Raw genomic sequence first — 12,823 nt, 5'->3', positions numbered from 1 at the left:
CCGTTTTAGGAGGTGCTCATATGGCGATGGAAGAGGGGCTTGAAGCTGGCGGCGAAGGTCTGCCGCAACCAAAAAAGGCCAAGAGCAAGCTTGCCCTCATCCTCGTCATTGCCGTATTGATGGTCGGGCTGATCGGCGTGGGCGGCTATCTGGCCGTTTCCATGCTGGGCGGCAAGAAAGCCGCCAAGGGAGGCGCCGAACAAGGCGCTCCGGCGGCCGAAGGGGAGCACGGCGGCGGCGGTGGCGAAGCAAAAGGCGGCGAACATGGCGGCGGCGGCGAATCGGGCGGCGAAGGAAAAATGGGCCTGTTTGTCTCGCTTGATCCCTTCATCGTGAATCTCGCCTCGGACGCCGGCAAACGCTACCTGAAGGTGACCATGCAGCTCGAGCTGGCCCGGCCTGAAATGACCAACGAAGTGAACAACCGGATGCCGCAGATAAAAGACGCGATCATCACCGTGCTCTCCTCCAAGCCGGCCGAAGAGCTGCTGACCATAGAAGGGAAATTCCGCCTGAAAGAGCAGGTGCTCACGCGGGTGAACAACCTCCTCACGTCGGGGGTGGTGAAAAACGTCTTTTTCGTGGAATTTGTCATACAATAACCGCGGCGGCTCCGCCGCCGGCAAAAAGAGGTAACGCGCACCGGCATGAGCCAGATACTTTCGCAGGAAGAAGTCGACGCGCTGTTACGCGGCGTGAGCGACGGGGAAATCGAAACCGAGGCGGAAGACCTCGGCGACGACGGCGGCGTCGTCGCGTACGACCTGACCAGCCAGGAACGGATCATACGCGGCAGAATGCCGACGCTGGACATCATCAACCAGCGGTTCTCGCGCCTGTTCCGCAACTCGCTTTCCTCGGCGCTGCGCAAGGTGCTGGACGTGAGCGCCGTTTCCACCGACACGGTGAAGTTCGGCGAATTCATCAAATCGCTTCCGGTGCCCGCATCGCTGCACATTTTCCGGATGACGCCGCTGCGCGGCTTCGCGCTGCTGGTGGCGGAATCAAAGATGGTCTTCGCGCTGGTGGACAGCTTCTTCGGCGGCAGCGGCGAAGCCAAGATGAAGATCGAAGGGCGCGATTTCACCACCATCGAGCAGCGGATCATCAAGAACGTCATCATCATGGCGCTGGCCGACCTGCAAAAGGCCTGGGCGCCGGTGCATCCGGTTGACATGGTCTTCGTCCGGTCCGAGGTGAACCCGCAGTTCGCCGCCATCGTCCCCCCGACCGACGTGGTGGTGGTCATCCTGTACGAAGTCGAAATGGATCAGTTCAGCGGAACCCTGACCGTGTGCCTCCCGTATTCGACCATCGAACCGATCATCGGCAAGCTGAAGGCCGGCTTCCAGAGCGACCAGCTGGAAGTGGACCTCGCCTGGGTGCGCCGCCTGCGCGAGCGCCTGGCGATGGCCGAGGTGGAGTGCCGGGTAAAGCTGGGCGAGGCGACCGTCACCTCCCGCGACTTCATCAACATCAAGGCGGGGGATGTGCTCACCCTGGGAACCGACGTGTCCGACGAGCTGATGGTCTCGGTGGGAGGGGTGCCGAAATACATGGGGGTTCCCGGCGTGGTGCGCGGCAACAAGGCGATAAAAATCACGCGGGTGTTGCAGCGGAAAACCTGATATACAATAGCGAAACAAAGGGCGATGATTTGAGCAACGAAGAAGACCTCTGGGCGGCGGCGGCCGAAGACCTCGAAGAGCAGCGGAAAATGCTGCGCGACGAGGCGCAGAAACCGAAGGAGGAATCCGCGGTGGCGGCTCCCGTGGCGGCCGCGCCGGCCGGCCGGCCCGCGGCAACGGGGCCGGAAGACAAGAAGCTCGACATGATACTCGACATCCCGTTAAGCCTGTCGGTGGAAATGGGGCGCTCAAAAATGCTTATCAACGATCTGCTTCAACTGGGGCAGGGTTCTGTTATAGAATTAACGAAGCTCGTGGGCGAGCCGCTGGACGTATTCGTCAACGAAAAGCTGATCGCCAGGGGGGAAGTCGTCGTCGTCAACAACGAAAAATTCGGCGTCCGGCTTACCGAGGTTATAAGCCCCTCCGACCGCATACAATCGATGGGCTCGTAAGAGCCCTTCCCATACCGCGGGGCGCGGCGCCCCGCACTTTGTAACGCGCGCGACGGTAATGCGCGCAGGCTGAAAACATTTTTATAAAAAGGTTCTATTCACGTGGAAAATTCCGTATCGGGCATACTTGAAATAGTGCAAAAAGGCTACGGCTTCCTCCGCTCCATCGACAACGGATTCCGTATCTCGCCGCAGGATCCCTATATTTCCCCCAAGCTGGTGCAGCAGTTGCGCCTGAAAACCGGCATGCACATCACCGGCACCGGCAAGGCGCTTAAAAACCAGCCGAACATATCCATCGAGCAGGTGCAACTGATCGACGGGCGGGACCCGCGGGACGCGGCGGGACGCATCCCCTTCGCGCGGCTCACCGCCATCGACCCGCTTGAACAGTTCCGGCTGGAGACCGGCCAGCAGCCGCTGGACACCCGCATCGTCGACATGTTCATCCCGGTCGGCAAAGGACAGCGCATGCTGATCGTGGCGCCCCCCAAAAGCGGCAAGACCACGATAATCGAAGACATCGCCAAAGGGATCAAGACGAATCATCCGGACGCGCACCTGATCATCTTCCTCATCGACGAACGCCCCGAGGAAAGCACCCATTTCCGCCGGTCCGTCGGCGGCGAAGTGATCGCCACCGATTTCGACCAGCCCCAAAAAGAGCACATCCGCGCCGCATACATGGTCTTCGAGCGGGTGAAAAGCCTGGTCGAAGCGGGACGCGACGTGGTGCTGATGATCGATTCGCTCACCCGCATGGGGCGCGCCTTCAACCGCGATTTCGACAGCCGCGGCAAAACGATGTCCGGCGGCCTTTCCGCGGGCGCGCTGGAGTTTCCGCGGAAGTTCTACGGCTCCGCGCGCAACATCGAGCACGGCGGCAGCCTCACCATCATCGCCAGCATCCTCGTGGACACCGGCAGCCGGATGGACGAGCTGATCTTCCAGGAATTCAAGGGAACCGGCAACAGCGAAATCGTGCTGGACCGCAATCTCGCCGACCAGCGGGTATTCCCCGCCATCGACTTCCAGAAATCCGGCACCCGCAAAGAGGAAAAGCTGCTGTCGGTGGAAGTGCTGCGCAAATCGGCCATGCTGCGCCGCGCCCTGCTGGACGACCGGCGCGGCGAAAAATACCGGATGTTCCTCGAAAAATTCGGCCAGGCCAAGAGCAATCTGGAGTTCCTCAAGACCATACCCGATCCCCCGGCGGGGCGCTGAACCGGCAATCCCCCGCATCTGTCATCCCCGTGCAGACGGGGATCCAGACATATTATCCACGCTTTCTCTTATTTTCCCCTTGATGCATAGCGTCAGGCAGGATCGGCCCTTTGGGCCGATGAGGGAAGCTTTGAAAATATGTCTGGATCCCGGGTCGGGGTCCGGGATGACAAAGATGCCTAAGCCGGCGTCACGCAGCCGATGTGGAGATGGCAGGCGCAGAGGTGGCCGGCGGCCACCTCCAGCAGTTGCGGCGTTTCCTTGTCGCACGGCTCGAATCTCTTGACGCAGCGCGGGTGGAAGGGGCATCCGGGCGGCATGGCGTGCAGCGGCGGCACAATCCCTTTTATCTCGCGCAGCCGCACCGGCTTGTCCCCTTCGTCCTGAATGGCCGGAATCGATTCCATCAGGCCGATCGTGTAGGGATGTTTCGGGTCGCTGAAAATCTGCGCCACCGAGCAGGTCTCGACGATTTTTCCGGCGTACATCACGGCGATCCGCTGCGCGTGCTGCGCCACCACCCCCAGGTCATGCGTGATAAGGATGATGGACGCGCCGAACTTCCGCTTCAGCTCGTCCATCAGGTCGAGTATCTGCGCCTGGATGGTGACGTCCAGCGCGGTGGTCGGCTCGTCGGCTATCAAAATGGCCGGCTTGCAGCCGAGCGCCATCGCTATCATGGCGCGCTGCCGCATCCCGCCGCTTAACTGATGCGGATAGTCATCCACCCGCTTTTCAGGGTCGGGAATACCCACCTGCCGCAGCATGCCGATTGCCTTGGCGCGCGCTTCCGCCTTCGACGCATTTTGGTGGATGCGGAAAACCTCGCCAATCTGATCGCCGATGGTGAAAACGGGATTGAGCGCCGTCATCGGCTCCTGAAAGACCATCGCTATGCGGTTGCCCCGTATGGCGCGCAGATCCTTTTCGGGAAGCGTGAGAAGGTCCGCCCCATCGAACATGATCGCGCCGGATGAGATTTCGCCGGGCGGACTTTGGATAAGCCGGAGGATGGCAAGCGCCGTCACCGTCTTGCCGCAGCCGCTCTCACCCACGATGCCAAGCGTTTCGTTGGGATAGAGGTCGAACGATACGTTATCGACCGCTTTGCCCAAGCCTTCCCCGGTGCGGAACCTGATGGTGAGATTTTGAACCGACAGCAGCGGTTGTTGCGGCATTACATAAGCTCCTTCACATGGCGGGCCACCGTGGCCCCCAGCGTGTTCAGATTATAGCCCCCTTCGAGGAGCGATACGATACGCCCGCCGCATAATTCGTCCGCCGCCCGCACCAGCATCTTCGTCATGGCGGCATAGCCGTCGTCGGTGACTTTCATCCCGCCGAGCGGGTCGGTCTCGTGCGCATCGAAGCCGGCGGAAATGAGAATGAGGCCGGGGTGGAACTTTTGTATCTGCGGGATAAGGGAGTGCTCGAAAAGCGCGAGGTAGCTGCCGTCGCCCGTGTGGGCGGGCAGCGGATAGTTCACGGTGAAACCGCTCCCCTTTTCCTTGCCGATTTCGTGGTCGTGGCCGCCGCCGGGATATATCCCCTGCCGGTGGATGGAAATGAAGAGGACGGACGGGTCATTTTCAAACGAGTGCTGGGTGCCGTTGCCGTGGTGGACGTCCCAATCGACGATGGCAATTTTCCGCGCGCCGAGCGACTGCGCGTGGCGCGCCGCGATGGCGACGTTGTTGAAAAGACAGAATCCCATGCCGGCCGCGCGCTCGGCATGGTGTCCCGGCGGGCGGACGGCGCAGAATGCATGCTTCGTTTTGCCGGCCAGAACCGCCTCCACCGCGTTGCAGACGGCCCCCGCGGCGCGGATGGCGGCGGCGTAACTCTTGGGGCAGATGGGGGTATCGATGTCGAGCGCATCGGCCCCAAGCTCGCAGGCTTTTTTCACGTCCTGTATGTACTCGCGGTCGTGTATGGCGGCCACCTGATCGATGGTGGCGTCCGCCGGTTCAATCCATTGTTCGAGCGGAATCAGCTTTTGTATCTCACGATTGATGACGCGGAGGCGCTCCGGATTTTCCGGGTGATCCCCCGTATCGTGCTCAAGAAACAGCGGCGAAAAGTAGTACCAAACCCCCATGCTGGAATTATAGGTATGCGCCGCCCCCTTTGCCAGCCTTTTGGTTTGAACGGCCCGCCGATGCCGGTTTACCCTTCAAAAACCAAAAGCCCGTTTTTTTGTTCTCGACCGCACTGCCGTCATAAACTAGAATGGGTGCTTAACGTAACACCTTGGGGGGATGGGAAACATCGCATGAAAGTGTTTATCGTCAGCGAAAAGTCCTACGAGATAAAGCAGGTAAAGGACTTTTTGGAGCGTCTCCCCTACAGCCAGTATTTAAAAGAAGAGCCGCTCGCCTTCTACAGCGAAGATAACCCCCAGCAGGCGCTCACCCGGCTGGCCGAAGACGCCCAAAAGGGGGTGTTCTACGATATCGCGGTCGTCGCCGCCAAGATGAAGATACTCACCGGACTCCGCTTCGCCCGCTCGGTGACCACGCGGGAGAACATGCCGTCGCTGCCGGTGGCGCTCATCGTGGACAACATCAACAAGGAATTCCTGAAAGAGGCGTTCGCCCACGGCGTATCCGGCTTCATCGAAGTGCCGTTCACCGCCGAGGGGATGCAGGATTCGATGACCATGCTGGCGCTGACCATCGCCGCGCGCGAGAAAAAGAAGCTGGGGCAGGAGTTGGAAAAACTTAAGGCGAAGGATACCCCTCCCGAAATCATCGCCGGAATTTACCAAAAATCGGCCGGCGCGGCGCGGCGGGCCATACTGGCGGCTCCGTGGTCCAAGGAGGCTTGGCTGGAGGTGGCGGATGTCCATATGGAGGCCGGGAGGCACCACGAGGCGATCCCGCTCATCAAGAGTTCGCTCAAGATCAACTTTGATTATCCCGAGGCGCACCGCGCGCTGCTCACCTGTTACAAAAAGACGGGGCAGTGCCTGGAGGAGCTTGCCGCGCTGAGGAGGATGGTTGCCGCCAATCCGAAATCCCCCGAGCTGCTGATCCGCACCGGCGAGGAGCTGTTGCGGGAGTCGAATTACCGCGAGGCGGCGCTCTTTTTCAAAAAAGCGATCATGAACATAAAGCCGAACGACCCGAAGCGGCTGCGCGCGCGGGTACACGTCGGCTACGGCAAGACCCTGGCGCAAGAGGGGGATGCGGTTCCCGATCCGCAAAAACACCGCGAGGCGTCGGAAGAATTTAAAAAGGCCATCGTCGCCGATCCGGCGATGGTGAGCGCTTACATGAACCTCATCGGCGTGTACAAAAAGCTGGGGATGCCCGCCGAGGCCCGCGCCCTGCTGGAGAAGGCGGCGAAGATAACGCCGGACAGCGCCGATGGGTGGCTGGAACTTTTTGCGTGGTACTTGCGGGAAGGGGAGATGCAAAAGGCGAAGTTCTCGCTGGAACGGGCCATGCAGTTGGACCCCGAAAACCAGATCACGCTCATCGCCGCCGGCGAAGTTTACCTGCGGGAACAACTCCACGGCGAGGCGGCGGCGCTGTTTGAAAAGGCGTTGGCGGTGAACCCCTCGGACACCCGCATCTACAATTACCTCGGCATCACCTACCGCCGGATGGAAATGAACGAGCAGGCGGTGAACTGCTTCACCAAGGCGATATGCATCGACAAGGACGACTGCAACCTGTACTTCAACCTCGGCCGGGCGTATCAGCAAAAGCCCGATGCGGCGAAAGCGCGGCAGGCGTATGAAGCGGCGCTGCGCATCAACGCCGAATTTGCCGAAGCGAAGATGGCGCTGCAATCGCTGATAAACGGCGGCGCGGCCCCCGCCCCCAAAGCGGCCACCGCGTAATTTTTCCCCCTCTTGTCGTCCCCGCGCACGCGGGGAACCAGATATATTTTCAAAACTCTCTTTTTCCGGTAACGTGGGCTGATGAAAAAAGCTTTGAAAATATGACCGGGTGCCGCACCCTTGAAGGGTACTTCCGCGGCGGTTTGTATGCGGCTGGCTCCGCAGGCTCCGCCGCCGCATGTTTATTCCGCCGCTCCTTCGTCAAGCCCGGCACGACAAAGCGGATTACCGCTTTTCCAGATAGGCGAGCGGGTCGTACGGGATGCGGTTGACGCGGACTTCAAAGTGGCAGTGCGCCGTGGTGGCGCGGCCGGTGCTGCCGACGGTGGCGACCTTCATTCCCCGCTTCACCGCCGCCCCCCGCTCCACCAGATTTTCCTTGGTGTGGGCGTACACGGTCACCACGGTTTCCGTATGGCGGATTACCACGATGTTGCCGTAGCCGGAGGGACCCCAGCCGCTGAAGATCACCGTGCCGTCCGCCGCGGCCTCGATATCGGCGCCCGCGGGGGCGCCGATATCGAGGCCGTCGTGTTTGCCGCCGCCGCGGATGCCGAAGTTGGAGAGGACGGTTCCTTTCACCGGCCACGTCAACGCAACGCCGATGCGCGGCGCTTTGCCGCCCGCCTGCGGGCGCACCTTCTTGCGCTCCGGCTCTTTCCCCTTTTTTTCGGCTTTATCGGGAGACGGTTCGCTTTTGCCGCCCAGTTCTTCGCCGCCGCGCGGGGGCGGGATGGTCAGCCGCTGTCCTTCGCTCACGGTATCGAGTTCGAGGTTGTTCGCCTTTTTGAGATCGTCCGCGCCGACATCGAATTTCTTCGCAACGTCGGCCAACGACTCGCCGTGCTGCACCACATAAATATCCTGCTTGCCCCGGCCGGATGGATAGCGCTGGATATCCTCCTTGTGCGCCGTCGAGGCGCAGGCGGCCAGCAGAACGGCCGCCGCGGCGGCCATTACCCACCGGCGCAACCGCGGCCTTCGGTGGAAAAACGGTTTCCGCCGGCTATCGCGGCGCCATTACGTTTCGTCATGCAGAATTTTCAATCCCAGCCGTTTTTTAATCGCGTGATATTCCTGGCGCAACAGCTCTTCGTGCCGGTGTTCATCGCCGGCCAGCCTTTCGAACATTGCCTTCACTTCGGGGCGCTGGGCCAGTTCGGCGCCGATGCGGTAGAGGTCTTCGGCGGCCCGTTCGCTGGCGAGCGCTGTTTCGAGGAGTTTTAAAAGCTCTTTTTCAGTATCGCCGCCCATATGCCCCCGCAATAAGAATTATGAAAGAACCCGCCCCAAGCGCGGTGAAGTACGTTGCCCCGGTTCCGGATTAGGATAAAAGCCGCGCCCCGCCAAGTCAACACCATACAAAAACGCGGTTTATCCGCGCCAAGGAATAATTGTATACTGGCGGTCTATGAAAAAAGGAAAAGTCTATCTCATTGGCGCCGGCCCGGGCGACCTGGGCCTCATCACCGTGCGCGGCCTCGACCTCGTGAAGAGCTGCGACATCATCATCTACGACTATCTGGCCAACCCGCGGCTGCTTGATTTCGTCAAGCCGGGGGCCGAGATCATCTATGTCGGCAAAAAGGGGGGCGATCACACCCTGCCGCAGGACAAGATAAACGAACTGCTCGTGCGCAAAGCCGCCGAGGGCAAGAATATCGCCCGCCTGAAAGGGGGCGACCCGTACGTCTTCGGCCGCGGCGGCGAAGAGGCCGAGGAACTGATCGAAGCGGGACTCGCATTTGAAGTGGTGCCGGGCGTCACCTCCGGGGTGGCCGGACCCGCCTATGCCGGGATACCGGTAACGCACCGGTCCGCCACTTCCTCGCTTGCCTTCATCACCGGGCACGAAGACCCCGGCAAAGACGAAAGCTCGCTGCAATGGGATAAAATCGCCACCGGCGTCGGCACGCTGGTGTTTTACATGGGGGTGAAAAACCTGCCGATGATAACGGCCAACCTTATAAAATATGGCCGCTCCCCCCAAACCCCCGTGGCGCTGGTGCGCTGGGGTACCACCCCCCAACAGAAGACATGGGTCGGCACGCTGGAAACGATCAGCGCGATAGCCGAGCGCGAAAAAGTGGCCCCCCCCACGCTGATCGTGGTGGGCGAAGTGGTGAACTTCCGCGAAAAACTCAACTGGTTCGAGAACAGGCCGCTCTTCGGGCGGCGGATCATCGTCACCCGCGCCCGCGCGCAGGCAAGCGATTTTTCCCAAAAACTGGAAGAGCTGGGGGCATCGGTCCACGAGTTTCCCACCATCGAAACGAAAGACCCCGAAAGCTGGGAGCCGTTCGACACGGCAATCGCCAAGTGCGGCACATACGATTGGGTCATCTTCACGTCGGTCAACGGCGTGGGGTATCTGCTGAAACGGCTCAAGGAAACGGGCCGCGACATCCGCGATCTCGCCGGTCCGCGCATCTGCGCCATCGGCAAAAAAACGGCGCAGGCGGTCGAGGCGGTCGGCATACGGGTGACGCTGGTGCCGGAAGAGTTCCGCGCCGAGGGGATACTGGAAGTCATCGGCGATGTGAAGGGAAAAAAGGTGCTCATCCCGCGCGCGCTGGAGGCCCGCGAAATCCTGCCGGAGGAACTGGCGAAGCGCGGCGCGCTGGTGGACGTGGTGCCGGCCTACCGCACCGTGCGCCCCGCCGGGAAAAAAGAGGAAATGCTGAAAATGATCCGCGCCGGCGAACTGGACATGGTGACCTTCACCTCGTCGAGCACCGTCACCAATTTCACCGGCATGTTCGAGCCGGCCGAACTGCCGGACGTGGTAAAAAACCTTGCCGCCGCGTCCATCGGGCCGATTACCACCGAAACCGCCCTGAAAGCGGGATTCAAGGTGGTGGCGATGCCAAAAGTGTATACTATAGAGGCGTTAATAGGGAGCATAGCGGAGTATTATGAGCGGAAAAAAGCCTGAGGGTTCGGCAAACAAGCGCGCCCGCGACCGGGTAAATTTTGACGTGTCCATTACGCTCGACGTGAACGGCCGTAAAATAAAATACGATGAAACCAATGACATCAGCATGGGGGGAATATTCGTGTTCACCGGCTTTCCCGATCCGGTGGGCACGGAGGGAACCTTCACCATCCATCTCTCCATGGTGAAAACGGACAAGGAACACGTCATTACCGGCAAGTTCCGCGTGCAGAACAATGTGACCAAGGCGGATTCCCGCGGCATGGGCCTGAAATTCACCGAGGTTGACTCCGACTCTTCCCTGGAGCTGTTCAATATCATCCGCGCCAACAGCGCCAAATAGCGCTTCCGCTTTCGCCCTCCCCTCCTCCGCAAAAGAGGGATTTCCGGACAATGGAGGGAGGGAATTTCCCCCTGTCAGAAAGGCCGATTGCCGCAAATCGGCATGAAATTGCGGCCGGAAAAAAATGGTGCCGACGGTCAGACTCGAACTGACACGAGTTGCCCCGCCACCCCCTCAAGATGGTGTGTCTACCAATTCCACCACGTCGGCATGCCTTTAAATTGGAATCAGACCCGTAATTATATATATTTTCCCCGCGCAATCAACTGTTTTGCCAAAAAAAGCCTCTTGCGGCCGGAATCCTTCGTCCGCGGCCCGGAATAACAAGCCTTTGCGCGGGAAAAGCGAAAGGGGGATAATAAGCCAATGCGCGAGTATCCGATTTACGTTGCCGGGCGTTTTACCGCCACCGCGAAAAAGACCGCCGTCACCGCGCCGTTCAGCGGCGAAACAATAGGGGAAGTTTTTATCGCCGGGGACGCGGAGGCGGAAGAGTCCGCCGCCGCCGCGCTGGCCTCTTTCAAAGAAACCAGAAAACTTGCGCCGCTTGACCGCGCGGCCATTTTAATGGAAATCCACAACGGCATAGCCGCCCGCGCCGGGGAATTGGCCCGCGTCATCGCGCTGGAGGCGGGGAAGCCGATCCTTAACGCGCGGCAGGAGGTGCAGCGGAGCATTTTTACGTTCCTCGCCGCCGCCGAAGAGACAAAACGCATTTCCGGCGAAGTGCTGCCGCTCGACATCCACCCGCTGGCGAAAGGGCGGCAGTGCTTCGTGAAGCGGTTCCCCATCGGCCCGATCCTCGGCATCACGCCGTTCAATTTTCCGCTCAACCTTGTGGCGCACAAAGCGGCCCCCGCGATGGCGGCGGGAAATCCCATCGTGATAAAACCCGCGCCGCAAACGCCGCTGACCGCGCTGCTGCTGGCGGAGATTGTGGACAAATCGGGCTGGCCCAAAGGAGCGTTCTCGGTATTGCCCGCCACCAACGAATTGGCGGAAACGATGGCGCGCGACGCGCGCTACAAAATGCTCTCGTTCACCGGCAGTCCCGGCGTGGGGTGGATGCTGAAGAATATCGCGGGGAAAAAGAAGGTGGCGCTGGAGCTGGGCGGCAACGCCGGGGTGATCGTGCATGGCGACGCCGATCTTGAATACGCCGCCGGCCGGATCGTCACCGGCGGTTTCAGCTATGCGGGGCAGACCTGCATATCGGTGCAGCGCGTCTTCGTGCAACAAGGGGTTTACGAAAAGTTCAAGGCGCTTTTCATCCCGAAGGTGGCCACCCTGAAAACCGGCGACCCGCTGGACGAGGCCACCAGCGTCGGCCCGCTCATCTCCCCGCGCGAGGTGCAACGCATCCTCGGCTGGATTGACGAAGCGGTCGAGGGAGGGGCGAAAATCCTGTGCGGCGGAAAAGGAGAGGGAAGCATCCTCCAGCCGGCCGTGCTGGAGCGGACAACCCCGCGAATGAAGGTGAACTGCATGGAGGTGTTCGGGCCTGTGGTGACGCTGACCCCCTACGCCACGATGGACGAGGCGCTGGCGCTGCTCAATGACGGCGAGTTCGGCCTGCAAGCCGGCGTCTTCACCAACGATCTCCGCGCTTCCTTCGCCGCGTGGGAAACGCTCGACGTGGGGGGCGTGATGATAGGTGACGTGCCGACGTTCCGCATCGACCACATGCCGTACGGCGGCGTGAAAGGCTCCGGCCTCGGCCGCGAAGGGCTGCGCTACGCGATAGAGGAAATGACCGAGCCGAAGAGCCTCGTTATCAATTTGCCGTAGGGGGGCGAACCGAATGGATTTAGACGAAGCCAAAAAGCGGCTGGCATTTTTTTCCAATTATGGTCGAGATGGCCGGGAAAGGCAGACGGTCGAAAATTGGTTAAAGGTAAAATTCCCGTCAAAGAATTTCAGCATAGTGAAAGGTGCCAATCCCCCGGATTTCTTGATTAATGAAACTATACCTGTTGAAGTTACAGAGGTGATGAAAGAAGGACGCAAAAGAGGGGATGAATATAAAGGCGATTTAACACGCGCACAACAAGGCTTTTCCCCTCAATCACGTGAAGATGATCTATCTGGCATAGGTGAGAATGGAATTGAATGGATCAAGGACGCAATTGATAAAAAAAAGAAAAAGTACATGGGAATTGACACAAGTTCATGGACATTAGTTATATATGCTAACTTTTGGATTTTTGATACTTTCGATTGGGAGAAATTGCGCCACGATTTAAGCGCATCAAGGCCCCCCTTCGCTCAAATTGATGTTGTCAATTCAAGCGAGAACAAAGTATGGAATGTCTACGATTCAGAGAGTGCGGCCCCAGGAAGTCAGGGAAAGCTTTGAAAATATTTCTGGATCCCCGCCTGCGCGGGGATGAC

General features: G+C 59.9%; 13 protein-coding genes and 1 tRNA gene. 9 read left to right on the top strand and 5 right to left on the bottom strand.

Annotated elements, in window-relative coordinates; translation table 11 throughout:
• The first annotated feature begins 20 nt into the window (after nucleotides 1–20).
• The 4 genes from HZA03_09775 to rho all read left to right on the top strand — a co-directional run bounded on the left by HZA03_09775 (nucleotide 21) and on the right by rho (nucleotide 3,307).
• Complete coding sequence (locus HZA03_09775) at nucleotides 21–602, top strand: flagellar basal body-associated FliL family protein (GenBank protein ID MBI5638243.1); 582 nt, start codon at nucleotides 21–23, stop codon at nucleotides 600–602.
• Nucleotides 603–647: 45 nt separating this feature from the next.
• Entirely contained in the window at nucleotides 648–1,628 is a 981-nt protein-coding gene (gene fliM / locus HZA03_09770) for a flagellar motor switch protein FliM (protein MBI5638242.1), read from the top strand.
• Between the two features lie 89 nt (nucleotides 1,629–1,717).
• On the top strand, nucleotides 1,718–2,083 hold the full coding sequence (gene fliN / locus HZA03_09765; GenBank protein MBI5638241.1) for a flagellar motor switch protein FliN: 366 nt from the start codon (nucleotides 1,718–1,720) through the stop codon (nucleotides 2,081–2,083).
• Nucleotides 2,084–2,185: 102 nt separating this feature from the next.
• A complete protein-coding gene (gene rho / locus HZA03_09760; GenBank protein MBI5638240.1) occupies nucleotides 2,186–3,307 on the top strand; it encodes a transcription termination factor Rho in 1,122 nt (373 codons plus the stop codon).
• Between the two features lie 179 nt (nucleotides 3,308–3,486).
• On the opposite strand, the gene HZA03_09755 is transcribed toward rho, so the two are convergent.
• Nucleotides 3,487–4,485, bottom strand: a complete 999-nt coding sequence (locus HZA03_09755; protein MBI5638239.1) for an ABC transporter ATP-binding protein — start codon at nucleotides 4,483–4,485, stop codon at nucleotides 3,487–3,489.
• Complete coding sequence (locus HZA03_09750; protein ID MBI5638238.1) at nucleotides 4,485–5,405, bottom strand: histone deacetylase; 921 nt, start codon at nucleotides 5,403–5,405, stop codon at nucleotides 4,485–4,487. Before HZA03_09750 ends, HZA03_09755 begins: the two co-directional genes overlap by 1 nt.
• A 174-nt stretch (nucleotides 5,406–5,579) precedes the next feature.
• Here HZA03_09750 and HZA03_09745 point away from each other — a divergent pair, with 174 nt between their 5' ends.
• Nucleotides 5,580–7,154 carry a tetratricopeptide repeat protein gene (locus HZA03_09745; GenBank protein MBI5638237.1) on the top strand — a complete coding sequence of 525 codons (1,575 nt, stop codon included), beginning with the start codon at nucleotides 5,580–5,582 and terminating at the stop codon, nucleotides 7,152–7,154.
• 225 nt (nucleotides 7,155–7,379) lie between these two features.
• Here HZA03_09745 and HZA03_09740 read toward each other — a convergent pair whose 3' ends face one another.
• Both HZA03_09740 and HZA03_09735 read right to left on the bottom strand, forming a co-directional pair.
• Nucleotides 7,380–8,111 carry a M23 family metallopeptidase gene (locus HZA03_09740; GenBank protein MBI5638236.1) on the bottom strand — a complete coding sequence of 244 codons (732 nt, stop codon included), beginning with the start codon at nucleotides 8,109–8,111 and terminating at the stop codon, nucleotides 7,380–7,382.
• A 63-nt stretch (nucleotides 8,112–8,174) separates the two neighbouring features.
• On the bottom strand, nucleotides 8,175–8,408 hold the full coding sequence (locus tag HZA03_09735; GenBank protein ID MBI5638235.1) for a rubrerythrin: 234 nt from the start codon (nucleotides 8,406–8,408) through the stop codon (nucleotides 8,175–8,177).
• A 157-nt stretch (nucleotides 8,409–8,565) separates the two neighbouring features.
• Here HZA03_09735 and cobA point away from each other — a divergent pair, with 157 nt between their 5' ends.
• Nucleotides 8,566–10,089, top strand: coding sequence for a uroporphyrinogen-III C-methyltransferase (gene cobA, locus HZA03_09730; GenBank protein ID MBI5638234.1), 1,524 nt, complete (start codon nucleotides 8,566–8,568; stop codon nucleotides 10,087–10,089).
• A complete protein-coding gene (locus HZA03_09725) occupies nucleotides 10,070–10,432 on the top strand; it encodes a PilZ domain-containing protein (GenBank protein ID MBI5638233.1) in 363 nt (120 codons plus the stop codon). The genes cobA and HZA03_09725 overlap by 20 nt, the downstream gene beginning before the upstream one ends.
• Nucleotides 10,433–10,557: 125 nt before the next feature.
• On the opposite strand, the gene HZA03_09720 is transcribed toward HZA03_09725, so the two are convergent.
• Nucleotides 10,558–10,642: transfer RNA gene (locus HZA03_09720), tRNA-Leu, on the bottom strand.
• A 156-nt stretch (nucleotides 10,643–10,798) separates the two neighbouring features.
• Between HZA03_09720 and HZA03_09715 the strand changes: the two genes are divergently transcribed.
• Complete coding sequence (locus HZA03_09715) at nucleotides 10,799–12,220, top strand: aldehyde dehydrogenase family protein (GenBank protein MBI5638232.1); 1,422 nt, start codon at nucleotides 10,799–10,801, stop codon at nucleotides 12,218–12,220.
• Nucleotides 12,221–12,233: 13 nt separating this feature from the next.
• Complete coding sequence (locus HZA03_09710) at nucleotides 12,234–12,788, top strand: DUF1780 domain-containing protein (protein MBI5638231.1); 555 nt, start codon at nucleotides 12,234–12,236, stop codon at nucleotides 12,786–12,788.
• Nucleotides 12,789–12,823 lie beyond the last annotated feature (35 nt).

This window comes from Nitrospinota bacterium, from assembly GCA_016217735.1.
Lineage (GTDB): Bacteria > Nitrospinota_A > UBA7883 > JACRGQ01 > JACRGQ01 > JACRGQ01.
This window is presented reverse-complemented; position numbering and strand designations above follow the sequence as displayed.